The following is a 21,807-nucleotide window of genomic DNA, read 5'->3' as shown; positions in this document are numbered from 1 at the left end:
GCTCACCCGCGCAGGGTCGGCTCGGCCCGGACGACCTCGTCGTCGGCGGCGTCGGGGATGAAGGGGATCACGAACGCGTAGTCGGCGAGGACCCGCTCGGGCACCTCGCCGGACTCGCCGAACGCGGCGATCTCGCCCCAGCAGGGCGAGCCGAGCGAGCCGCTGCGGTGCCGGACGGACAGCCCGGCGCACAGGTTGGCGAACCGCAGCCGCTCGGTGAGCGGCAGCCCGGCGAGGGTGGCGAACACGAACCCGGCGGCGAACACGTCGCCCGCGCCTGTCGGGTCGAGCGCCTCCACCGGCAGCGCGCTGACCTCGGCCCGCTCCCCGGTCGCGGAGTCGATCGCGATCGCGCCGTCGCCGCCGCGCTTGACGACGACGACCGGGACGCGCCCGGCCAGCGTCTCGGCGGCCTCCTCGGGCGTGCGGGTGCGGGTGTAGGCCATCGCCTCGGCGGCGTTCGGGAGGAACGCGTCCACGTGCTCCAGCCGGTCGAGGACCTCGGCGGACCAGGCGCCGGTCTGGTCCCAGCCGAGGTCGCCGAAGACCAGCGCGCCGCGCCGCCGCGCCGCCGCCGCCCACGCCGGGACCGGACGGTCGACGTCGACGAAGCAGGCCCGCGCGGGCGGCGGCTCCGCGCCCCCGAGGTCGTCGACCGGGTCCGGCGCGGGACGCGCGTAGGTGACCATGCTGCGGTCGGAGTCGTAGGCCATCGACACCGTCACCGGCGTCGGCCAGCCGGGGACCCGGCGGGACGCCCCGAGGTCGACGCCCTCCTGCTCGGCGAGCGTCCGCCACAGGTAGGCGCCGAACATGTCGTCGCCGAACGCCGCCGCCAGCCCGACCCGCAGGCCGAGCCGGCTCATCGCGACGGCGATGTTGGCGACGCCGCCGGGCGCGGAGCCGAGCCCGTCGGTGACGATCTCGGTGCCGGGCGGCGGCAGCCCGGGCAGCCCGGTGAAGATCATGTCCATGAAGACGCGGCCGGACAGGAACACGTCGAGGGCGGGGGACGGGCCCGTCCAGTCGCCGCGCAGCCGCTCCCCCGCCGGCCGCCGCTCGGCGCAGGGGTCGGCGAGGGACGGCTCCGGCGGCCGGCCCGGGACGGTCTGCTCGGTCACGAGGCGGCCCTGCCTTTCTGGGGCCCCCGGACCCCGGGTGGAGGCTCGGGAACGTTCGTTGGCACGTTCTAACGGACACTAGACCGCGCCAGCGACATCTACTCCGGAACGTACATGCGGATGTCGTCCACCCGCGCGCTCCCTTCATAGAAGTTCATGTGCGGGTCACCGATCATGAACCTGTCGGGGTAGGCGGACCCGGCGGGCCACGTGTCGCGGTCGACGACCGTGCCGCCCGGGCCCGTCCAGGTCCAGTCGGCGTTGAAGCGGCCGTCGTACTCGTCCGGGCGCTGGTTGTAGTGCCAGATGGGCTCGCCGTCCTGGACGAACGACCGCGTGTACCGGAACGTGGCGCGTCCCGCGTGCGCGAACACGCCGGACATCTCCATCGTGTAGGCGCCGCCGCGCCGCTCCACCGCGAACGTGTAGGGCTCGTCCGGCAGGAGCTCGGGCTTGAGGTCGACGGTCGAGACGATCGCGCCGCCCTTGCGGTACCCGCACTCGCTCTGCATCAGGTACTCGGTGCCTGGCATCGCCGCGTACCTTCGGTCGTCGGTCATGAAGATCGCGTTGACGCCGTTGCCCGTCCCGGCGGAGTACGGCTCGTACTGCTTGGTGACCGGGTTGCAGTAGAGCAGGCCCGAACCGGCGTACTTGTACCGGTTGTAACCGTCCATGGCCACCTTCCTGTGACCGTGGACGAAGACGTTGTTGTGGGGCGCGACCTGCCGGTAGTCCATGATCGACATGTAGTAGAAGCCGTTGGAGTCGGTGCGGACGTCCGCCCACTCGCACTCCGGGCGCGCGAAGTCGCCGCCGGACGCCCACGGGAAGTTCGTCTTGCAGCCCTTCGGCGAGTAGCCGTTGATCCGGCCGTCCGGGTAGTCCCAGGAGCCGTCGCGCTGCCCGCCGAAGTCGAGGCCCCGCAGCGTCATCTCGACCCGGTACTCGGCGGGCAGGTCGCGGGTCGAGCGGATCACGACGCCCGCCTGGTGGGCGGGCTCGTCCAGGCGCGCGACGCCGTTCCGGGACGTCAGCGCGGGCGGCGCGTCCGGTTCGCCGTCGCCGTCCGCGTCGCGGGCGGCCAGCTCGGCGGTCAGCCAGCCGTGTTCGCCGAAAGCGAACGACTTGCGGTAGGTCCGCATCGTGGCGAGCTGCGCGCGGAACGCCGGGCCGCCGACGGTGTCGAAGTAGGCGCCGTCGTTGTCGTACATGTCCACGTCGTAGGGACTGGACGGGCCGTCGCCGTCCGGCCGCCACGGGTGCTTCGCGTCGTCGATCCGGCGGTCGAAGGGCTCGGCGGCGACCAGCCGCCAGCCTTCCCGCGCGCCCGGTGGGGCGGCGCGCGCGGGGACCGCGCACAGGGCCGCGGGAAGTACCAAGGGGAGCGTCAGCGCGATGGCGCGCCGTGCGAGATGCCTCATTCGGCGACGGTAGGTCGGCCCTCCGCGCCACGACCACGGCAAACATCGCCAAAGTGGTATTGACCAGTCGCCATAATGGGACATACGGTGTGCAACAGCAGGAAGAGCATCGAAGGGGGTGAGCGGCATGACATCCACCGGTGAGACCCGGTCCGGGAGCACGAAACGGCAGGCGGTCCGCCGCGAGCTCCTCACGATGCTGGACGGGCTCGACGTCGGGGACGCCCTGCCGTCCGAGCGGAAGCTGGCCGAAGAGCTCGGCGTGTCCCGGCCCACCCTGCGCCAGGCCATCGACGGCCTCGTCGCCGAGGGCCTGCTCGACCGGCGGCACGGGAGCGGCACCTACGTGGCCGAACCCCGGATCGCCGTGTCGCTGACCATGACCTCGTTCACCGAGGACATGATCAAGCGCGGGATGAGGCCGGGCGGCCGGGTCCTGTCGTTCCGCACCGAGACCGCGGGGGCGCGGATCGGCAGGCGGCTGGCCCTCTCGCCCGTCGAAGAGGTATTTACCATTCGCCGGCTCCGGCTCGCGGACGGCGCCTCCATGGCCATCGAGACGCTGTACCTGCCGCGCTCGCTGATGCCCGGGCTCCGCCGGCACGACCTGGAGGGGCGCTCCTTCTACGACCTGCTGCGCGGCAGCGGCGTCGAGATCGCCTCGGGCACCGAGACGATCGAGCCGACCGTGACCACCGCCGAGGAGGCGGCCGAGCTGGGCGTCCCGGTGCACACGCCGGCGTTCCTGTTCGAGCGGGTCACGCGGGACGAGGGCGGCCGTCCCCTGGAATACGTCCGCTCCCTGTACCGGGGCGACCGGTACCGGCTGGAACTGGACCTGCGACCACCCACCCACTGAACGACCGGCCACCCACTGAACGACCGGCCACCGAAGAGGAACCGGCCACTCACCACCCGACGGACCGGCGGCCCGGCAGGCTCCGGACGCGCCGCCCGGACGCACGACCGTCCATCCGCGCTGACGGGGGCGACAGCGCACGACCCACCCCCGAGAAGTGAGGCTTTTCACCCATGGACGTCATCAAGGACATCCTCACCTTCCTGGCGGACAACGTGTTCGGCCAGGTGCCCATCCTCATCGGGCTCATCACCCTCATCGGCCTGGTGCTGCAGCGCAAACGGTTCGAGGACGTCTTCGCCGGCGCGCTGCGCGCCACGATCGGCGTCGTCATCCTGTTCATCGGCGTCGAGGTGTTCACGGGCGGGCTGACGAGCTTCCAGACCGTCCTCGCGAGCGCGATGGGCACGACGCCGCCGAAGGCGGACCGGAGCCTCGCCGGCTTCCTCACCGACCAGGGCGGGACGATCGCGCTCGTCATCACCGTCGCGTTCCTCGTCCACGTGCTGGTCGTGCGGCTGTTCCCGGCCGCCCGGTACCTGTACCTGACCGGGCACCTGATGTTCTGGGTCAGCACGGTAACGGTCGCGTCGCTGGTGACGATCGCGCCGGGCGCCGACCAGTTCACGCTGGTGCTGTGCGGCGCCGGGTTCGTCGCCGCGTACTGGACGCTCCAGCCGCTGTGGATGCGCCCGCTGATGCGCCGCGTCATGCCGGACGACCGGTTCGGCTACGCGCACACCAGCTCGCTCGCCTGCCTGATCACCGGCTACGCGGCCCGGCCGCTCGGCAGCCGGGAGAAGCACGACACCGAGAAGCTGAAGCTGCCCCGCCAGCTGTCGTTCTTCAAGGACGTCAACGTCAGCACCGCGCTGATCGTCTCGGTGATCATGCTGATCGGGGTGGCGCTCGCCGACCACGCGGTGGTGACCAAGTCCGCAGCCGAGATGGACGCCAAGCTTTCCCCCTGGGTGTGGGCGCTGCTGGTCGGCCTGCGGTTCGCGGGCGGCATCGCGATCCTGCTGTTCGGCGTGCGGATGTTCCTCGGCGAGATCGTCCCCGCGTTCAAGGGGTTCAGCGACCGGGTGATCCCCGGGACCCGTCCCGCGCTGGACGCGCCGACCGTGTTCCCCGTCGCGCCCACCGCCGTCATGGTCGGGTTCGTGGCGTCCACCGGCGTGTTCCTGGTCTGCCTCGGGGTGTTCGCCGCGGCGGGCTGGTTCACCCTCGCCCCGCCCATGATCATGCTGTTCTTCGTCGGCGGCGCCGCCGCGCTGTTCGGCAACGTGGTGGCGGGCTGGCGCGGCGCCGTCCTCGGCGGCGTGATCACCGGCCTCGTCCTCGCCGTCGGACAGGCCGTCACCTGGGACCTGTTCGACAGGACCGCGCCCGAGCTGGCGACCCTCGCCGACCCGGACTGGTACGCGATCGCGTGGCTGCTGAAGGCGGCCGACCCGGTCGTCGGCGGCAACTCGATCTGGCTCGTGCCCGCCGTCGCGCTCGCCGCCATGGTGGCGACGCTGGTGCTGCTCGGCCGCGCCGACAAGCGCCGGGCGGACGAGCCCGGCGACACGGCGGCGCCCGAGAGCGCGCCCGCCGAGGCATGACGCATCCATCACGAGAGAGGGGCGAAATGGCACTGGACCGGCGACTGGAGGTCCTCGCCGTCTGCGGCGTCGGGATGGGCTCCAGCCTGATGCTGAAGATGACCGCCGAGGACGCGCTCCGCTCGCTCGGCGTGGACGCCCGGGTGGAGAACACCGACGTGTCCACGGCGCGCGGGATGACGCCCGACGTGGTGATCGGCCAGGGCATGCACACCAGCGAGATCTCCGAGCTGGCGCCCGTCGTGATCACGGTCAGCGACTTCCTGGACAAGGACGGCCTGGAGGCGCAGCTCCGCGACCGCCTCACCGACCAGGGCTGGCTGTCATGACGGACCGTTCCGAGGGGACGACCCCCCGGGTCCCCCGGCGAGCGCCGGTGGTCGCGGCGACGGACGCGGTGGCGGCGGACGACTGGCGGGAGGCCGTCCGGGCGGCGGCGGACGCGCTGGTCGCCGCCGGCGCGGCGGGCGAGGGCTACCCGGAGGCGTGCGTCCGGGTGGTGGAGGAGAACGGCCCCTACATCGTGCTGACGAAGGGGCTCGCGCTCGTCCACGCCCGTCCGGAGGAGGGCGGGCTCGCGGTCGGCGTCGGCGTGACCCGGCTGGCGTCGCCCGTCGAGTTCGGGCACCCTGACAACGACCCCGTCGACCTGCTGCTCGCGTTCTGCACGCCCGACCCGGACGTCCACGTCGGGACGCTGTCCGCGCTGGCCCGCGCGCTGTCCGGCGGGCTGGCCGACCGGCTCCGCGGCGCCTCGGACGAGCAGGACCTGGCCCGCGTCCTGAAGGAGGCCGTCCCCGATGCTTGAGGGCACCCGGTCCGAGTTCTCCAGCCGGGTGCGGACGCTGCTGGACGATCTCGACGCCGCCTCCGGCGAGGCGATCGGCGCCGCCGCCGCGCTCTTGCTCGCGTCGGTCGAGGCGGACGGGATCGTCCACGTCGCCGGGGCGGGGCACTCCCTGGCCATGGTGTTCGAGACGTTCTACCGGGCGGGCGGGCTCGCCGCCGTCCGTCCGATCTGGGACCCCGGCGTGTTCCCGCTGGACCACGCCGTCCGCAGCACCCGCGTCGAGCGCCGCGCCGGGGTCGGGCGCGCCGTGGTGGAGGCCGCTGCGCCCGCCCCGCCGGACGTGGCGGTCGTGTTCTCCACCAGCGGGCGCAACCCGTACCCGGTCGAGGTCGCCGCCGAGTGCGCGGCGCGCGGGGTGCCGGTCATCGCGGTGACGTCGGCGCGGGCGGCGGAGGGCGCGGCCGCGCGGACCGCGACGACGCTCGCCGACCACGCCGCGATCGTGCTGGACACGCGCGTCCCGCCGGGCGACGTCGTCCACCCGGCGGCGGCGCCGCGCACGGCGGCGGCGTCCACGATCCTCGCCGCATACGCCTGGTCGCGGGTGCTGGCCGCGCTCGACGACCTCGCCGCGGCGGGCGGCGTGGAGCTGCCCAGGTGGACGAGCGCGAACGTCCCCGGCGGCGACGAGGTGAACATCGCGCTGCTGGAGCGCTACCGGCACCGCATCCCCGAGCTGACCGGCGACGCTTAGCGCGGAACGGCCCCCGCTGTGGCAGGATGCGGCTCATCGGACCAGAACGGGGAGCGAGATGACGACAAGACCGACCGGGGACGACCTTCCCACCGTGTTCAGGCGCGCGGACCTCGGCGGAGACGAGAAGCTCGACCTGATGGAGTTCACGCTCGCCCTGGAGGAGCTCGGCCTCTCCTGGACGCGCTCCGAGACCCAGGACAGGTTCGAGAAGGCCGACAGCAACCTCGACGGGTTCATCTCGTACGAGGAGTTCCGCGCCATCATGGAGACCCGGGGCTGGGCCGGCGGCCCCGTCGCCGACGGTCCCGTGGCACACGCCTGACCGATCCGCACGCGAAGGGCCCGCCGGTTCCGACCGGCGGGCCCGTTGTCTTCGCGGGGTCGTCTTCGCGGGGTCGTCGTCTTCGCGGGGGTGGGCGCGGGTCAGACGCGGCGGCCGCGCAGCTCGCGGTACCGGCGGACGAGCGCGGCGGTCGACGGGTCCGGCGCCTGCGACGGCGGCTCCGCCGAGGTCAGCGCGGGCGCGAGGTCCATCGCCATGACCTTTCCCAGCTCGACGCCCCACTGGTCGAAGGAGTCGATGCCCCAGATCGTCCCCTCGACGAACACGATGTGCTCGTAGAGGGCGACGAGCGAGCCGAGCGTCTTCGGCGTGAGCTTCGGCACGAGGATCGTGCTGGTCGGACGGTTGCCCGGCATCACCTTGTGCGGGACGACCGCCGCCGGCGTCCCCTCCGCCGCGATCTCCTCGGCGGTCTTGCCGAACGCGAGCGCGGACGTCTGCGCGAGCAGGTTCGCGGTGAGCAGGTCGTGCATCCCGGCGCCACCGTCGGCCGCGCCGTCGAGGGCGGGCTCGGCGAACGGCTCGGCGAAGCCGATGAAGTCGGCCGGGACGAGCCGCGTCCCCTGGTGCAGCAACTGGTAGAAGGCGTGCTGCCCGTTGGTGCCGGGCTCGCCCCAGAAGATCTCGCCGGTCTGCGCGACGACGGGCGCGCCGTCCGCCCGCACCGACTTGCCGTTCGACTCCATCGTGAGCTGCTGGAGGTAGGCGGGGAAGCGCGCGAGGCGCTGGCTGTAGGGCAGCACGGCCCGGGTCTGCGCGCCGAAGAAGTCGGTGTACCAGACGCCGAGCAGGCCCATCAGCACCGGCATGTTCGCCTCGAACGGCGCGCTCCGGAAGTGCTCGTCGATCTCGCGGAACCCGGCGAGCATCTCGCGGAACGCCTCGCCGCCGATCGCGATCATCAGGGACAGGCCGATGGCGCCGTCGAAGGAGTAGCGTCCGCCGACCCAGTCCCAGAAGCCGAACATGTTGGCGGTGTCGATGCCGAAGTCGGCGACCCGCTCCGCGTTGGTCGACACCGCGACGAAGTGCCGGGACACGGCCTCGTCGGCGCCGAGCCTGTCGACCAGCCACCGCCGGGCGGCCTTGGCGTTGGTGAGGGTCTCCAGCGTCCCGAACGTCTTGGAGGCGACGACGAACAGGGTCCGCTCGGGGTCGAGGTCGGCGAGCTTCCCGACGATGTCGGCCGGGTCGATGTTCGACACGAACCGGCACGAGATGCCCGCGTCGGCGTAGTCGCGCAGCGCCTCGTAGGCCATGGCCGGGCCGAGGTCGGAGCCGCCGATGCCGATGTTCACGACGGTCGTGATCGTCTTGCCGGTGTAGCCCGTCCACTCCCCCGCGCGGACGCGCCCGGCGAAGTCGGCCATCTTGTCGAGGACGGCGTGCACGTCGCCCGCCACGTCCTGGCCGTCGACGGCGAGCGCCTCGCTGGGCGGCAGCCGCAGCGCCGTGTGCAGGACGGCCCGGTCCTCGCTGACGTTGATGTGCTCCCCGGCGAACATCGCGTCGATCCGGCCGCGCAGCCCGGCCCGCTCGGCGAGCGCGACGAGCAGCCGCACCGTGTCGGCGGTGGCGCGGTGCTTGGAGTAGTCCAGGTACAGGTCCCCCGCGGTCACCGTCATGCGGTCGGCGCGGCCCGGGTCGTCCGCGAACAGCTCGCGCAGGTGCCGCCCGGCGAGCGCCGCCTGGTGGTCGGCCAGCGCGGACCACTCCGGCGACTCGGTGATATCAGCCATTGCCTTCTCTCATCTCCTCGCGCGGCGGGGCCCGTCCCCTCACGGAGCGAGGACGGGCGCCGCGTCCCCCGGGCGCCCGCCGTCCCCTGCCGGCGATCATAGGTCGACCGCGCGTGACCGTATCAGGGCGCCGCCCGGACGCGCAGGCGTCCCACCCGATGCGGGGCCCGCCGCGGGCGCGCCGGTAGGGTCGCGCCACGGGCGGGCACGACCGGGCACGAGCGGGCACGAGCGGGCACGGCGGCAGGCGCAGGAGGTTCCCGATGAGCGACGTCCCTTCCGAGGCCCCCTCCGGGCTCGCGCGGCTGTTCGACCTCGCGCCGCTCGGCGAGGACGTGTTCCTCACCACGTCCCGGTCGGTGGGGCGGCCCCGGCTGTTCGGCGGGCAGGTCGCCGGGCAGAGCCTGCGCGCCGCGTGCCTGACGGCGGACGGGCGGCCCCCGCACTCGCTGCACGCCTACTTCATCCGCCCCGGCGCGCCGGACGAGCCGCTGACGTTCGAGGTCGCCCGCACGAGGGACGGCCGGTCCTTCTCCACCCGGCACGTCACGGCGAGCCAGGGCGGCAAGCCGATCCTGGAGCTGATCGCCTCGTTCCACGACCCGGAGGACGGGTTCGACTGGCAGGAGGAGCCGCCGTCCGGCGCGCCCGGCCCGGAGGGCCTGACCGCCCTGGACCCGCCGGAGTTCTTCGGACGCCCGTTCGGGTTCGACGTCCGCCTGGTGAATCCGCCGAACGAGGGCGAGTTCCCGCTCAGCCACCCGTTCTGGATCCGCGCGGCGGACCCGGTCGGCGACGACCCCGGCCTGCACGCCTGCCTGATCGCCTACCTGTCGGACATGGCGGTGGTCAGCGGCGCCCGCGCGCCGGGCTCGCCGCGCGAGCTGGCCACGGCGGTGTCGTTGGACCACGCGGTGTGGTTCCACCGTCCGCCGCGCGTCGACCGGTGGCTGCTCTACACGGTGGACCCGGTGACGAACCACGGCGCCCGCGGCCTCGCCCGCGGCGCCCTCCACACCGAGGACGGGACGCTTCTCGCGTCCGTCCAGCAGGAGGCGCTCCTCCGTCCCGCGACGCCGAGCCGTCAAGCCGGGTCAACGGAGTAAGCCTCCGCTCGCGCTAGGCTCGCCCTCTGTCTCGGCGTGATGGGAGTTCTGGTGGGCGAACGGGCTTTCTGGGTGGGCACCTACACCGGTGCGGCCGGTCGCGGCGCCGGGATCTACCGGGTGACGCGGCGGGACGACGGCGTCCTGACCCCTCCCCTGCCGGCCGCCGAGGCGGTGAATCCGTCGTATCTGGCGGTGCATCCCGGCGGGGACGTCCTCTACGCGGTGCGGGAGGAGGACGAGGGTGGCGTCGTCGCATTCGATGCGTCCGGCGGGCGGCTGCGCGAGATCGGTAGCCGCACTGCGGGCGCACTGCCGTGCCACCTGCACCTGCCGCCCGGCGCGCGGCGCCTGGTCGTGGCGGACTACGGGTCGGGGACGGTCCGGGCCGTCCCGCTGGGCCCGGACGGCGCGTTCGCGGGCGAGCCCGCCGTCGCGGATGGGCACGGGAGCGGGCCCCGCGCGGACCGGCAGGAGGGGCCGCACGCCCACGCGACCGCGTCCGCGCCGGACGGGACCGTCCTCACCACCGACCTCGGCGCCGACCTCGTCCGGTCATTCCGGATCGAGGACGGCGCGCTGCGCCTTACCGGGGAGACGCCGGTCCCGCCGGGATCCGGGCCGCGGCACCTGGTCGTCCATCCGGGCGGGTACGTGCACGTCGTGACCGAGCTGGCCGCGACCGTCCTCGTGCTGCGGCCGGTCGATGGGTACGCGCGGCTGGAGGTCGTCGCGGAGACGCCCGTGACGGCCGGTCCGGTGAGCGGCACGCCGCTGCCCGCGGCGATCAAGCTCGGCGGCGGCGGGCGGTTCGTGTACACGTCGACGCGCGGCGCGGACGTGGTGACCGCCCACCAGGTGCTGGACGGCGGCGCCGCGCTCGCGGCGGTCGCGGACGTCCCGTCCGGCGGGCGCGGCCCCCGCGACCTGCACGTCGACCCGCACGCCGACCCGCATGTCAATGACGCCTGGATGCACGTGGCCAACGAGCACGACGACACGGTCGCGACGTTCCGGATCGGCGCGGACGGCGTGCCCGTCCCCGCCGGTCCGCCGCTGGCGGTGCCATCGCCCGTCTGCGTCATCCCCGCCTGACCGCGTTTCCCGCCCGGCGTTTCCGCGCGGCGTTTCCTGCCCGGTGCCACGGGCACCTCCCCGTCATGACGACGATCGCGACGACCAACCCCGCGACGGGCGAGGTGGAGAAGACCTTCGACGCGCTGACCGGTGAGGAGGTCGACCGGCGCATCGCCCGGGCCGCGCAGACGTTCGCCTCCTACCGGACGACCCCGCTCGACCGGCGCGCAGGGTGGATGAACGCGGCGGCGGACATCCTCGACCGGGAGGCCGAGCAGATCGCCGCGACCATGACCACCGAGATGGGCAAGACGCTGAAGGCCGCCGAGGCGGAGGCGCGCAAGTGCGCGAAGGCGTGCCGGTACTACGCGGAGCACGCGGCGGAGCTCCTCGCCGACCGGCGGCCCGCCGACCCCCGCGACGTGGACGCGCGGGACGCCTACGTCCGCTACGAGCCGCTCGGGCCGGTCCTCGCGGTCATGCCGTGGAACTTCCCGCTCTGGCAGGTGATCAGGTTCGCCGCGCCGGGGCTGATGGCGGGGAACGTCGGGCTGCTGAAGCACGCCTCGAACGTCCCGCAGACGGCGCTCTTCCTGGAGGACCTGTTCCGCCGCGCCGGGTTCCCCGAGGGCGCGTTCCAGACGCTGCTGATCGGGTCGTCGCAGGTCGAGCGGGTGCTGCGGGACCCGCGGGTGAAGGCGGCGACGCTCACCGGCAGCGAGCCCGCCGGGCGGTCCGTCGCGTCGATCGCCGGGAGCGAGGTCAAGACGACGGTGCTGGAGCTCGGCGGCAGCGACCCGTTCGTGGTGATGCCGTCCGCCGACATCGAGGCCGCGGCGTGGACGGCGGCGGAGTCCCGGTGCCTCAACAACGGGCAGAGCTGCATCTCCGCGAAGCGGTTCATCGTCGACATCGGCTGCGCGGACGAGTTCGAGCGGCGGTTCGTCGCGAACATGCGGGCGAAGAAGGTCGGCGACCCGCTGGACGAGGCCACCGACATCGGCCCGCTCGTCAGCGAGCGGGCCCGCGCCGAGACCGAGGAGCTGGTCGCGGACGCGGTCTCGAAAGGCGCGGAGGTCCTGTGCGGCGGCGAGCGGCCGGACGGCCCCGGCTGGTTCTACCCGCCGACCGTCGTGTCCGGGGTGACGCCGGAGATGCGGATGTACCAGGAGGAGGTGTTCGCGCCGGTCGCGTCGCTGTTCCGCGTGCGCGGGGTGTCGGAGGCGGTCGAGGTCGCGAACGCGACGGGCTTCGGGCTCGGCTCCAACGCCTGGACGCGCGACGACGACGAGCGGGAGCGGTTCGTCCGGGAACTGGACGCCGGGCAGGTGTTCGTCAACGGGATGACGACGTCCTACCCGGAACTGCCGTTCGGCGGGACGAAGCGCTCCGGCTACGGGCGCGAGCTGTCCGCGGAGGGCATGCACTCCTTCTGCAACGCCAAGACGGTCTGGGTCGGCTGACCCCTTCCCCTATCGGACGTCCTGCGGGACGTTCCACGGGTTGTCGTCGCGGAGCGGCGGCGGCAGGAGTTCCCGCGGCCAGCCCTGGAACGCGACGGGACGCAGGAACCGGTCGATCGCGGCCGTCCCGACCGAGGTGGTGGACGGCGCGGTCGTCGCCGGGTACGGGCCGCCGTGCTGCATCGCGTGGGTGACGGACACGCCGGTCGGCCACTGGTTCCACAGGACACGTCCGGCGCGTCCCGCGAGCACGGCCGCCAGCGGGGCCAGGCCGGCGGCCTCGTCGGGTTCGGCGTGCAGCGACGCGGTGAGCTGGCCCGGCAGCGCGGCGAGCACGCCGGGCAGGTCGGACGGCCGCTCGTAGGCGACGACCAGCCCGAGCGGGCCGAAGCACTCCTCGGCGGCGGCGGCGTCGAAGGCGTCCAGGTCGGTGGCGAGGAGGCGCGGGGCGGTGGACGACGGGTCGTCCGGCCAGACCAGCCGCCGGACGCCGGGACGGGCCGCCAGCGCGTCCGCCCCGGCCAGGAACGCGGAGCCGATGCGGTCGTTCAGCATCGGCGCGTCCGGGACGTCCCGGACGCGCAGCGCGAGCCGGTCCACCAGCCCGGCGGGCGCGAACAGCAGGCCGGGGTTGGTGCAGAACTGTCCCGCGCCCAGGGTGAGCGACGCCGCGTACCCCTGGGCGATCTCGTCGCCGCGCGTCCGCGCGGCGCGGGGCGTCACCACGGACGGGTTGACGCTGCCCATCTCCGCGTAGAACGGGATCGGCACGGGACGTTCGGCGGCGATCCTCGCGAGCGCCAGCCCGCCGCGCTGCGAGCCGGTGAACGCGGCGGCCGCGACGCCGGGGTGCCGCAGGGCGGCGACGCCCGCGTCCTCGCCCTCGACGAGGACGAACACGCCGTCCGGGAGCCCGGCGGCGCGGATCGCCTCGGCCGTCCGGCGGGACAGCCGCGGATGCCCGGGATGGGCCTTGACCACGACCGGGCAGCCCGCCGCCCACGCCGACGCGGTGTCGCCGCCCGCGACGCTGAACGCGAACGGGAAGTTGCTCGCCGCGAACACCAGCACCGGCCCGACCGCCGTCCGGCAGCGGCGCAGGTCGGGGCGCGGGCCGGTGGGCCAGTCCGGGTCGGGGCGGTCGATGCGCGCGTCGTGGAAGGCGCCCGCGCGCACCACGTCGGCGAACATCGCGAGCTGGAACGTCGTGCGCGTCAGCTCGCCGTTCAGCCGGGCCTCGCCGAGGCGCGTCTCTTCGTCGGCCAAGGCGACGAGGTCGGCCCTGGCGTCCTCCAGGGCGGCGGCGACCGAGGTCAGGGCGGCGGCGCGCGTCTCGGGCGGTGCGGCGGCCCAGCCGGGCGCGGCCGACACGGCCGAGTCGACGGCTGTCATGGGAGTAGGAGTCATCAGAAGGTGAAGCCCTCGGGGAACGGGTCGGCGGGGTCGAGGAGGTAGTTCGCGGTGCCGGTGATCCAGGCGCGGCCGGAGATCTCCGGGACGACGGCGGGGAGCCCGCCGACCTCGGTCGTCCCGACGAGCCTGCCGTGGAAGCGGGTGCCGATGAACGACTCGTTCACGAACTCGGTGTCCAGGGGCAGGTCGCCGCGGGCGTGCAGCTGCGCCATGCGGGCGCAGGTCCCGGTGCCGCACGGCGACCGGTCGAACCAGCCGGGGTGGATCGCCATCGCGTTGCGGGAGTGCTCGGCGTCCGAGCCCGGCGCGAGGAACTGGACGTGCTTGGTCCCGCCGACGCCCGGGTCCTCGGGGTGCCCCGGCGGGTTCCGCTCGTTGATCGCGGCCATGATCGCGAGCCCGGCCCGGACGATGTCGTCCTTGCGGGACCGGTCGAACGGCAGGCCGAGGGCGTCCAGCTCGGTGATCGCGTAGAAGTTGCCGCCGTAGGCCATGTCGTAGCGGACCTCGCCGAGCCCGGGGACGTCCACGACGGCGTCGCGTTCGAGCAGGAAGGACGGCACCATGCGCACCGTGGCGCTCTCCGCCCGCCCGCCGCGGACCGCGACCCGCGCCTCGACGAGCCCGGCGGGCGCGTCCAGCCGGACGACCGTCTCCGGCTCGGTGACCTCGACCATCCCCGTCTCGACCAGGACGGTCGCCAGCGCGATCGTGCCGTGCCCGCACATCGGCAGGAAGCCGGACGCCTCGATGTAGACGACGCCCCAGTCGGCGTCGGGGCGGGTGGGCTCCTGGAGGATCGCGCCGCTCATCGCGGCGTGGCCGCGCGGCTCGTCCATGAGGAAGCGGCGCAGGCCGTCCAGGTGCTCGATCGCGTGCAGCCGCTTCGCGGCCATCGTGCCGCCGGGGATCGGCGCGACGCCGCCGGTGACGATCCGGGCCGGGTTGCCCTCGGTGTGGGAGTCGACGGCGCTGATCGTGCGGACCGAGCGCATCAGGCGGCCCGCCGCCGGTCGAGGGCCGCGACGGCGCGGGCCATGTCGTCGGCGACGGCGGCGCGGTGCTCGGCGGTGAGCGGCCCGCGCGGCGGGCGGCACGGCCCGCCGTACCGGCCGACGAGGTCCATCGCGAGCTTGATCGCCTGGACGAACTCGGTGCGCGAGTCCCAGCGGAACGCGGCGACGAGCGGCTCGTACAGGGCGCGGGCCTCCTCCAGCCGGCCGCCGGTCGCGAGGTCGTAGAGCAGCGCCGACTCGGCGGGGAACACGTTGGGGAAGCCCGCGAACCATCCGGTCGCGCCCATCAGCAGCGATTCCAGGACGACGTCGTCCGCGCCCGCGACCACCTCCAGCCCCGGGGCCTTCTCCCCTATCTCCAGGACGCGGCGGACGTCCCCGGAGAACTCCTTGACCGCCACGACCCCGTCGATCTGCGCGATCTCCGCGAGCAGGCCGGGGGTGAGGTCGACCTTGGTGTCGATCGGGTTGTTGTAGACCATGACCGGCAGCCCCACGGACGCGACGGCCTCGAAGTGCGCGACGATCTCGCCCCGGTTGGCCCGGTACATGGTCGGGGGGAGGCAGAGGACGCCGTCCGCGCCGTCCTCGGCGGCGGTCTCGGCCCAGTGCCGGGCCTGGTGGGAACCGGGGGCGTGCACCCCGGCGACGACCACGCCGTCCCCGCCGACCGCCTCCATGGCGGTGCGGGCGACGCGGCGGCGCTCGGCGTCGGTCAGCGACGAGTACTCGCCGAGGGACCCGTTCGGGCCGACGCCGCGGCAGCCGTTGCCGACCACCCAGCGGCAGTGCTCGGCGTAGGCGTCGTAGTCGACGGCGAGCCCGGCGGGCGCGGCGGCGTCCGCGCGGTAGGGCAGGGCCGTGGCCACGATGACGCCGCCGAGGCCGGTGGGCTGCGTGTCGCTCATCGGGCGCTCTCTTTCCTGTCGGTGTTCCCGGTCGGGTTCTCGACCGGCGGCCGGATCGGCGGCTGGATCGGCGGCTGGATCGGCGGCCGGGCCAGCTCGCCGAGCCGGATCGGCTGGGCGACCGGGCGGTGGTGCGGGTTCCCGCCCGCGTCCGGCAGCAGCTCGGCGACCGTGGGGCCGCAGATACGCCCCTGGCAGGGGCCGAGTCCCGCGCGGGTGCCGAGCCTGACCGCGTGCGCCGAGTTGCGGGACGGGTCGCCGCCCGCGCTCAGCAGCGCGCCGTACGTCGTCTCCTCGCAGCGGCACACGACGGTCTCCGGGCGCAGCCAGCCGGGCCACGCCGCGCCGATCGGGTGCGCGGCGGCGAGCCGCGCGGCGAACGCGCGGGCCCGGTCGCGGCGGCGGCGCGTCCGGACCGCCTCGGGGGCGTCCGGGGCCCCTCCCCCGGCAATCCACCCGGCGAGGAGGCCCTCGGTGCGGGCGGCCTGCGCCCCGGCGACGCCGGTGATCTCCCCGGCGGCGTGGACGCCGGGGACGGTGGTCCGCTGGTCGGCGTCCACCTCGGTGAACGCGCCGTCGCGGAGCGCGCACCCGGCGGCGACGGGGAGTTCGAGGCGCGGGCTGAAGCCGTGGGTGACGCAGAGGGCGTCGACGGCGACGGTCCGCTCGGTGCCGGGCACGACGGACCAGTCGGGACGCAGCCGCGCCGTGACCGCCTCCTCGACGCGCCCGTCGCCGCGCGCCTCGACGACGCCGCGGCCCGTCCGGTACGGGACGCGGCGGCGGGCGAGCATCCTCAGGTATCCGGCCAGTTCAGCGGCCTTGCCGGACTCGGCGGCGAGTTCCCACGGGCGGCGTCCCCAGCCGCGCGCCACGGTCGCGGCCGTGTTGGCCTCCAGCACGCCGTGGACGGCGGCGCCCGCGTCCAGCAGCGACGCGGCGACCGGGAGCAGGAACGGCCCGGACCCGGCGACCAGCACGCTGTCGCCGATGACGAGCCGCTCGCCCTTGACGAGGGCCTGCGCCGCCCCGGCGGTGTGGACGCCGGGCAGCACCCAGCCGGGGAACGGCAGCACGCGGTCGTGCGCGCCGGGCGCGAGGACGAGCGCGTCGGGCACGAGCACGTGCCGCGCCCGCCCGGCTCCGTCGGCCCGGCCGCGCAGCACGTGGACCTGCGGGACGCCCCGGTCGGGACGCTCGACCGCCCACACCGCGCTCTCCGGCCACCAGTCGCACCGCGCGTGCCCGAGCACGTGGTCGCGGAGGCGCTCGAAGCCGCGCCACCCGTGGTGGAGGCGTCCGGGGTCGGCGGCGGCGAAGGCGCCGGGAAGCATCCGGTGGTACTGGCCGCCCGGGTTCTCGGCGGCGTCGAGCAGCGTCACGGCCGCCCCGGCCCGCAGCGCCCCCGCCGCCGCCCCGAGCCCCGCGGGCCCGGCGCCGACCACCACGACATGCCTCGTCATCGAGGGTTTCCTTGAGCGCGGGACTGGGTGGTCACGGTGTCGCCGTCGTGGGCGCGGCGGGCGCAGGCGCGGACGTCACGGACGCCGTTCACGGTCACCAGGCAGTCGAAGCACACGCCGATGCCGCAGAACACCCCGCGCGGGGCGCCGGACGGGCCCGTCCGCCAGGCGCGGCGGCCGGACGCGAGCAGCACGCCCGCGATGGTCTGGCCCGCGATCCCGGCGACCGGCTCGCCGTCCACGGTGATCCGCAGCGGGACGTCGCGCCGCCCCACCGGGTCGTCGTCCACGAGCCTCATGCGGCGCGTCCCTCCGGGCGGACGGCGGGCCGGTCGACGCGGAACGGCGCGGCGTCGATCTCCGGTTCGCGGCCGAGCATCAGGTCGCGCAGGACGGCGGCGGTCCCGGCGGAGAGCCCGATCCCGGCGCCCTCGTGGCCGGTGGCGTGCCAGAGGCCGTCCAGCTCCGGGTCGGGGCCGATCACGGGAAGGTGGTCGGCGACGTACGGGCGGAACCCGCCGTAGGCGCGCATCACCGGGACGTCTGCCATGGACGGGAACAGCCGCAGCGCCCTCGCCGCGAGCACCGACAGCACGCCGGGGCGGATCCGGTCGTCGAACCCCGCGCGGCGGCGCGTCGAGCCGATCAGGACCGTCCCGGCGCGGGTCGACTCGACCACGGCGGACGCCTGGAGGCCCGCCTCGCCGCTGCCGACCGCGCCCACGTAGTCGGCGTCGTAGACCTTGTGGAAGACGGTCGGCGGCAGCGGCGCCGTGACGAGCACCTCGCCGCGCCGGGGCCGGACGTCCAGGCGGACGCCGAGCCGCGCCGCGACCTCGCCCGACCACGGACCGGCGGCGTTGACGACGGCGTCGGCGCCGACCGTCCCGCCGGTGGTGCGGACGCCGGTGATCCGACCGTTGGCGGCGACGGCGCCGGTCACCTCGCATCCGGTGCGCAGCACGGCTCCGGCCCGGACGGCGGCGCCGAGCAGCGCGGTGGCCGCGGCGGCGGGCTGGACCTGCGCGTCCTCGGGATAGTGGACGGCGGCGGCGACGTCCTTCACCGCGTGCGGCTCGGCCTCGGCGAAGGCGGCGGCGTCCAGCTCGGCGGCGGTGATCCCGGCGGCGCGCTGGCCCGCGGCGAAGTCGCGCAGGGCCGCGGCGCCCTCCGCCGTGGTCGCGACGACGATCCCGCCCTTGGCCTCCCATTCGACCGCTCCGGGATCGGGAAGCGCTTCCAGGAGGCGCGGCCAGAGCCGCAGCGACAGCCGGGCCAGCTCCAGTTCGGGACCGGGGCCCTTGTCGGAGACAAGGATGTTGCCCTCGCCGTGCGCCGTGGTCGCGGCGGCGGGACGCGCCCGCTCGACGACGGTCACCGCGCATCCGGCGGCGGCCAGCTCGCGGGCGCAGGCGGCGCCGACGATCCCGGCGCCCAGCACCACGACCCGCGTCATCACCCCTCCGATCGTTCGTTAAACCGAACGCCTTGAGACTAGGATCGCCGCCCGCTCCCTGTCAACGCCCCTCGTCCTCCGGTTGGAGCAGATGCGGCGGCGTCTCGGAGGCGGCGTGAAGGCGCTGGTCGGAGCGGTATTCCAGGAGCAGCACCGACCGGACGGGGCCCTCCGGCGCGGTGTAGGCGTGCGGGAGGCGGGCGTCGAAGCCCACGTAGTCGCCGGGCCCGAGTTCGACGTCCGTGCCGTCCACCCGCACGCCGAGGCGCCCGGCCTGGACGATCGTGTGCTCCGTTCCGACGTGGCCGAGCGAGTCCTGCCGGCATCCGGCCCTGACCTGCTGGTCGTACACCTCGAAGATCGCGCCGCCGGACTCGATGCCGCGCAGCGGGCGCAGGTCGACGCCCGCGCCGCGCAGCACCTCGACGTCCGCCGCGCGGACCACGGTGGGCCCGGTCGGCTCCCGGTGGTCGAGCAGGTCGGAGATCGGCACTTCGAGGGCCCGCGACAGGCTGAACACCGTCTCGATCGTGGGGTTCCCGGCCCCGGCCTCCAACTGCGACAGCGTCGCCTTGCCGATCTTCGACCGGCGGGACAACTCGGACAGCGACAGGCCGCGCGCCAGCCGGGCCCGCCGCAGGTTTCCGGCCAGCACGTCCCGCACCGATTCCCCTGACGCGCCCACGGTCCCGCCCTCTCGTCCAGCGTTCGGTATACCGAACCATCCTAGCGGGCGGCGGGACGGGTGGCGGACCGGTCAGAGGTCCGCGTGCCGCCCCGCGCCGAGATCGCGGGCGCGCTCGACGATGACGGACGCCGCCGCCGTGTCCTGCACGCCGACGCCGACGCTGTTGTAGAACACGACGTCCTCGTCCGAGTCGCGCCCGTCGGCGAGGCCCGCGACGATGGGGCCGAGGGGCCGCACCCGCTCGGGGCTGAGCCGTCCCGCGCGGATCGCCGCCACGACCGGACCGGCGTGGTCCAGCGCGGACGGCACGTCGTCCACCACGATCGACGCGGCCCGGGTGAGGACGTCGTCCTCCACCTCCGCCCGGTCCGGGGCGAACGAGCCGACGCTCAGGACCGTGCAGCCGGGGTCGAGCCACGCCCCGCTGACGACCGGCTCCGCGCTCGTCGTCGCCGTGACGACGATCTGCGCGCCCTCCACGGCGTCCCGGACGGACGACGCCGTCTCGACCGGCAGGCCCAGCTCGTCCGCGAGCCCGGCGGCGATGTCGCAGGTCTCCGGGTGGCGGCAGGCCAGCGCGACCCGCTCGACCGGTCTGACCTCCGCCATCGCCCGGACGTGCGCGCGCCCCTGGGGGCCGCAGCCGATCACGGCGAGGCGGGACGCGTCCGGCACCGCGAGGTGGTCGGCGGCGACGGCGCTCGCCGCCGACGTGCGCAGCGTCGTCACCGACTCCCCCTCGATGATCGCGATGGGCCGCCCGTCCGCCGGGTCCTGGACGATCACGAGCGCCGACACGGTCGGCAGGCCGCGCGCCGCGTTGCCCGGGTGCACGCTGCCGAACTTGGACACCGCGCCCGTGCCGGGCATGCGGGAGACGTAGCAGAACGCGACGTCGCCGTCCGGGCCGTCCAGCAGGAGCCGCGGCGCGAGCCGCGCCTCCCGGCGGCCGAGCGCGCGGAACGCGGCGCGCTGCGAGGCGATCGCCGAAGGCAGGTCGAACACCGCGCGCACGTCGGCGGCGGAGAGCAGCAGCACCTCGGGCATCCGACGATCCTCCCGAGAGCGCTCCCGCGCCGTCCAGCGCGGAAGGGCAAGCGGTTCTTATCGATCACTACATGAGATCGCATGCTTGGTCGTCTCGACGCAGGTGCGCCGACGTTTCACGCTTTCACCATCCCGCCCGCGAGCGACGGAGGCCCGATGACCGCAGCGAAGCGAGGATCTTCGGGCCTCCGGCCCCGGGGGTCTGGGGGTGGCCCCCCAGAAAGGCAGGGCCCGATGACCGCAGCGAAGCGAGGATCTTCGGGCCCCCGGCCCCGGGGTCCCAGGGGTGGCTCCAGCACCCCCGAGGCGGAGGCGCGATCGGTTCCTCGACGCCCTCCCCGGCGACTTGGACGCCGGTTTCGCGTTGTTGCCATGGTCGGGGTCGGTCTGCTGGTGGTGCCGCTCGGCGCGGGGTGTGGGGACTCTGGCGGGTCGGACGGGTCGGGGCCGATCAAGATCGGTGTTCCGGCGCCGCTGAGCGGCGACTCGGCCTCGGCGGGGCAGGACATCCTCGCCGCCGCGAAGGTCGCCGCCGCCGAGATCAACAAGGCCGGCGGGGTGAAGGGGCGCAAGGTCGACATCGTCGAGGCCGACGACCAGTGCAGCGCCCAGCAGGGCGCGCAGGCCGCGCAGAAGCTGCTGAACAGCAAGGTCGTGGCGGTCGCGGGCGGCTACTGCTCGGGCGCGGCGGTGCCCGCGATCCCGATCTACGGGCGGCGGAGCGTCCCGTTCGTGATGGACGCCTCCACCAACCCGTCGCTCACCGACACCGGCAAGGGCAAGGTGTTCCGCACCTGCGGGCGCGACGACAACCAGGGCCTCGTCGCCGCGAAGTTCATGACCGGCCCGCTCGGCGCGAAGCGCGTCGCGCTCCTGCACGACAACACCACCTACGCCAAGGGCCTCGCGGACGCGGCGGCGAACTCGGTCAAGCAGGCGGGCGGGCAGGTCGTCTACGAGGACGCGCTACAGCCCGGCCAGTCCGACTACAGCCCCGTCCTTACGAAGGTGGCGTCGACGAAGCCGGACGTCCTGTACTTCACCGGGTACTTCGCCGAGGCGGGCCTGCTGATGAAGCAGCGCAAGCAGCTCGGGCTGAAGTTCACGCTGATGGGCGGGGACGCGACGACCGACTCGACCGTCCTGAAGACGGCGGGCCCGGCGGCGGACGGCTACATCGCGACCACCGCCCCGCTGGCCAAGGACCTGCCCGCCGCGGCCGGGTTCGTGTCGGCGTACAAGGCGGCGAACAACGCCGATCCGGGGCCGTTCTCGGTGTACGAGTACGACGCGGTGAAGGTCATCGCGAAGGCGATCGGCGACGCCGGGTCGACGGACGGCAAGGACCTCATCGCCGCCCTCCACAAGATCAAGGACTTCCCGGGCATCACCGGGCCGATCACCTTCGACCAGAAGGGCGACCGGACCGACCCGCTGTACATCACCGTCCAGGTCCAGTCCGGCGCGTTCACCGCCTACAAGAAGCTGGACAAGACCGGCGGCACCTGGGTGGACGCCAAGACCTCATGA

At 74.4% G+C, this 21,807-nt stretch carries 21 protein-coding genes; 10 read left to right on the top strand and 11 right to left on the bottom strand.

From position 1 onward, the window contains the following. Positions 1-2: 2 nt before the first annotated feature. Together FXF68_RS29800 and FXF68_RS29795 are read right to left on the bottom strand one after the other, a co-directional pair. On the bottom strand, positions 3-1,121 hold the full coding sequence (locus FXF68_RS29800; protein ID WP_246179018.1) for a carbohydrate kinase family protein: 1,119 nt from the start codon (positions 1,119-1,121) through the stop codon (positions 3-5). A 98-nt stretch (positions 1,122-1,219) separates the two neighbouring features. Beyond that, the gene (locus FXF68_RS29795) at positions 1,220-2,545 is read right to left on the bottom strand and encodes a hypothetical protein (RefSeq protein WP_148765028.1); all 1,326 of its coding nucleotides are present in this window, start codon (positions 2,543-2,545) and stop codon (positions 1,220-1,222) included. A 127-nt stretch (positions 2,546-2,672) separates the two neighbouring features. Here FXF68_RS29795 and FXF68_RS29790 point away from each other — a divergent pair, with 127 nt between their 5' ends. From FXF68_RS29790 to FXF68_RS29765, 6 genes are all read left to right on the top strand, one after another. Next, on the top strand, positions 2,673-3,404 hold the full coding sequence (locus tag FXF68_RS29790; protein WP_148765026.1) for a GntR family transcriptional regulator: 732 nt from the start codon (positions 2,673-2,675) through the stop codon (positions 3,402-3,404). Between the two features lie 173 nt (positions 3,405-3,577). After that, the gene (locus tag FXF68_RS29785) at positions 3,578-5,011 is read left to right on the top strand and encodes a PTS ascorbate transporter subunit IIC (protein WP_148765024.1); all 1,434 of its coding nucleotides are present in this window, start codon (positions 3,578-3,580) and stop codon (positions 5,009-5,011) included. A gap of 26 nt (positions 5,012-5,037) precedes the next feature. Then, positions 5,038-5,340 (top strand): PTS sugar transporter subunit IIB, encoded by a 303-nt coding sequence (locus tag FXF68_RS29780; RefSeq protein WP_148349060.1) that lies wholly within the window; start codon positions 5,038-5,040, stop codon positions 5,338-5,340. Further along, positions 5,337-5,819 carry a PTS sugar transporter subunit IIA gene (locus tag FXF68_RS29775; protein WP_148765022.1) on the top strand — a complete coding sequence of 161 codons (483 nt, stop codon included), beginning with the start codon at positions 5,337-5,339 and terminating at the stop codon, positions 5,817-5,819. The genes FXF68_RS29780 and FXF68_RS29775 overlap by 4 nt, the downstream gene beginning before the upstream one ends. Continuing rightward, positions 5,812-6,555, top strand: coding sequence for a sugar isomerase domain-containing protein (locus FXF68_RS29770; protein WP_148765020.1), 744 nt, complete (start codon positions 5,812-5,814; stop codon positions 6,553-6,555). The genes FXF68_RS29775 and FXF68_RS29770 overlap by 8 nt, the downstream gene beginning before the upstream one ends. A 58-nt stretch (positions 6,556-6,613) precedes the next feature. Then, positions 6,614-6,880, top strand: a complete 267-nt coding sequence (locus tag FXF68_RS29765; protein ID WP_148765018.1) for an EF-hand domain-containing protein — start codon at positions 6,614-6,616, stop codon at positions 6,878-6,880. 101 nt (positions 6,881-6,981) lie between these two features. Here the strand turns inward: FXF68_RS29765 and pgi are convergent, their stop codons facing one another. Then, positions 6,982-8,640, bottom strand: a complete 1,659-nt coding sequence (gene pgi, locus FXF68_RS29760; RefSeq protein WP_148765016.1) for a glucose-6-phosphate isomerase — start codon at positions 8,638-8,640, stop codon at positions 6,982-6,984. A gap of 263 nt (positions 8,641-8,903) precedes the next feature. Between pgi and FXF68_RS29755 the strand changes: the two genes are divergently transcribed. The 3 genes from FXF68_RS29755 (at position 8,904) to FXF68_RS29745 (ending at position 12,286) form a co-directional block, all read left to right on the top strand. After that, positions 8,904-9,746, top strand: coding sequence for an acyl-CoA thioesterase (locus FXF68_RS29755; protein WP_148765014.1), 843 nt, complete (start codon positions 8,904-8,906; stop codon positions 9,744-9,746). Between the two features lie 51 nt (positions 9,747-9,797). After that, positions 9,798-10,841, top strand: coding sequence for a lactonase family protein (locus FXF68_RS29750; RefSeq protein WP_148765012.1), 1,044 nt, complete (start codon positions 9,798-9,800; stop codon positions 10,839-10,841). 65 nt (positions 10,842-10,906) lie between these two features. Further along, positions 10,907-12,286: an NADP-dependent succinic semialdehyde dehydrogenase gene (locus tag FXF68_RS29745; protein WP_148765010.1), complete on the top strand. Its 1,380-nt coding sequence runs from the start codon at positions 10,907-10,909 to the stop codon at positions 12,284-12,286. Positions 12,287-12,295: 9 nt separating this feature from the next. On the opposite strand, the gene FXF68_RS29740 is transcribed toward FXF68_RS29745, so the two are convergent. The 8 genes from FXF68_RS29740 to FXF68_RS29705 form a co-directional block, all read right to left on the bottom strand. Beyond that, positions 12,296-13,678, bottom strand: a complete 1,383-nt coding sequence (locus FXF68_RS29740; protein ID WP_246179017.1) for an aldehyde dehydrogenase (NADP(+)) — start codon at positions 13,676-13,678, stop codon at positions 12,296-12,298. A gap of 14 nt (positions 13,679-13,692) precedes the next feature. Beyond that, on the bottom strand, positions 13,693-14,694 hold the full coding sequence (locus FXF68_RS29735; RefSeq protein WP_148765006.1) for a proline racemase family protein: 1,002 nt from the start codon (positions 14,692-14,694) through the stop codon (positions 13,693-13,695). Beyond that, positions 14,694-15,623 carry a dihydrodipicolinate synthase family protein gene (locus FXF68_RS29730; protein WP_148765004.1) on the bottom strand — a complete coding sequence of 310 codons (930 nt, stop codon included), beginning with the start codon at positions 15,621-15,623 and terminating at the stop codon, positions 14,694-14,696. Before FXF68_RS29730 ends, FXF68_RS29735 begins: the two co-directional genes overlap by 1 nt. Continuing rightward, positions 15,620-17,086: an FAD/NAD(P)-dependent oxidoreductase gene (locus FXF68_RS29725; protein WP_148765002.1), complete on the bottom strand. Its 1,467-nt coding sequence runs from the start codon at positions 17,084-17,086 to the stop codon at positions 15,620-15,622. Before FXF68_RS29725 ends, FXF68_RS29730 begins: the two co-directional genes overlap by 4 nt. Continuing rightward, positions 17,083-17,385 carry a (2Fe-2S)-binding protein gene (locus FXF68_RS29720; protein WP_148765000.1) on the bottom strand — a complete coding sequence of 101 codons (303 nt, stop codon included), beginning with the start codon at positions 17,383-17,385 and terminating at the stop codon, positions 17,083-17,085. The genes FXF68_RS29725 and FXF68_RS29720 overlap by 4 nt, the downstream gene beginning before the upstream one ends. Then, a complete protein-coding gene (locus tag FXF68_RS29715; protein ID WP_148764998.1) occupies positions 17,382-18,542 on the bottom strand; it encodes an NAD(P)/FAD-dependent oxidoreductase in 1,161 nt (386 codons plus the stop codon). The genes FXF68_RS29720 and FXF68_RS29715 overlap by 4 nt, the downstream gene beginning before the upstream one ends. Positions 18,543-18,603: 61 nt before the next feature. Beyond that, positions 18,604-19,206 (bottom strand): XRE family transcriptional regulator, encoded by a 603-nt coding sequence (locus FXF68_RS29710; RefSeq protein ID WP_222870148.1) that lies wholly within the window; start codon positions 19,204-19,206, stop codon positions 18,604-18,606. A 93-nt stretch (positions 19,207-19,299) separates the two neighbouring features. Next, positions 19,300-20,277, bottom strand: a complete 978-nt coding sequence (locus tag FXF68_RS29705) for an ornithine cyclodeaminase family protein (protein WP_148764994.1) — start codon at positions 20,275-20,277, stop codon at positions 19,300-19,302. Positions 20,278-20,649: 372 nt separating this feature from the next. Between FXF68_RS29705 and FXF68_RS29700 the strand changes: the two genes are divergently transcribed. Then, the gene (locus tag FXF68_RS29700) at positions 20,650-21,807 is read left to right on the top strand and encodes a branched-chain amino acid ABC transporter substrate-binding protein (protein WP_148764992.1); all 1,158 of its coding nucleotides are present in this window, start codon (positions 20,650-20,652) and stop codon (positions 21,805-21,807) included.

The sequence above is a fragment of the Actinomadura decatromicini genome, assembly GCF_008121305.1.
Classification (GTDB): Bacteria; Actinomycetota; Actinomycetes; order Streptosporangiales; family Streptosporangiaceae; genus Spirillospora; species Spirillospora syzygii.
This window is presented reverse-complemented; position numbering and strand designations above follow the sequence as displayed.

Bases quoted from the DNA above. Each gene is read 5' to 3' on its own strand.
- pgi (WP_148765016.1), bottom strand. From the start codon at position 8,640: ATGGCTGATATCACCGAGTCGCCGGAGTGGTCCGCGCTGGCCGACCAC.
- FXF68_RS29765 (WP_148765018.1), top strand. From the start codon at position 6,614: ATGACGACAAGACCGACCGGGGACGACCTTCCCACCGTGTTCAGGCGC.
- FXF68_RS29795 (WP_148765028.1), bottom strand. From the start codon at position 2,545: ATGAGGCATCTCGCACGGCGCGCCATCGCGCTGACGCTCCCCTTGGTA.
- FXF68_RS29700 (WP_148764992.1), top strand. From the start codon at position 20,650: ATGGTCGGGGTCGGTCTGCTGGTGGTGCCGCTCGGCGCGGGGTGTGGG.
- FXF68_RS29715 (WP_148764998.1), bottom strand. From the start codon at position 18,542: ATGACGCGGGTCGTGGTGCTGGGCGCCGGGATCGTCGGCGCCGCCTGC.
- FXF68_RS29740 (WP_246179017.1), bottom strand. From the start codon at position 13,678: ATGACAGCCGTCGACTCGGCCGTGTCGGCCGCGCCCGGCTGGGCCGCC.
- FXF68_RS29755 (WP_148765014.1), top strand. From the start codon at position 8,904: ATGAGCGACGTCCCTTCCGAGGCCCCCTCCGGGCTCGCGCGGCTGTTC.
- FXF68_RS29730 (WP_148765004.1), bottom strand. From the start codon at position 15,623: ATGAGCGACACGCAGCCCACCGGCCTCGGCGGCGTCATCGTGGCCACG.
- FXF68_RS29735 (WP_148765006.1), bottom strand. From the start codon at position 14,694: ATGCGCTCGGTCCGCACGATCAGCGCCGTCGACTCCCACACCGAGGGC.
- FXF68_RS29720 (WP_148765000.1), bottom strand. From the start codon at position 17,385: ATGAGGCTCGTGGACGACGACCCGGTGGGGCGGCGCGACGTCCCGCTG.
- FXF68_RS29780 (WP_148349060.1), top strand. From the start codon at position 5,038: ATGGCACTGGACCGGCGACTGGAGGTCCTCGCCGTCTGCGGCGTCGGG.
- FXF68_RS29705 (WP_148764994.1), bottom strand. From the start codon at position 20,277: ATGCCCGAGGTGCTGCTGCTCTCCGCCGCCGACGTGCGCGCGGTGTTC.
- FXF68_RS29785 (WP_148765024.1), top strand. From the start codon at position 3,578: ATGGACGTCATCAAGGACATCCTCACCTTCCTGGCGGACAACGTGTTC.
- FXF68_RS29770 (WP_148765020.1), top strand. From the start codon at position 5,812: ATGCTTGAGGGCACCCGGTCCGAGTTCTCCAGCCGGGTGCGGACGCTG.
- FXF68_RS29725 (WP_148765002.1), bottom strand. From the start codon at position 17,086: ATGACGAGGCATGTCGTGGTGGTCGGCGCCGGGCCCGCGGGGCTCGGG.
- FXF68_RS29775 (WP_148765022.1), top strand. From the start codon at position 5,337: ATGACGGACCGTTCCGAGGGGACGACCCCCCGGGTCCCCCGGCGAGCG.
- FXF68_RS29790 (WP_148765026.1), top strand. From the start codon at position 2,673: ATGACATCCACCGGTGAGACCCGGTCCGGGAGCACGAAACGGCAGGCG.
- FXF68_RS29745 (WP_148765010.1), top strand. From the start codon at position 10,907: ATGACGACGATCGCGACGACCAACCCCGCGACGGGCGAGGTGGAGAAG.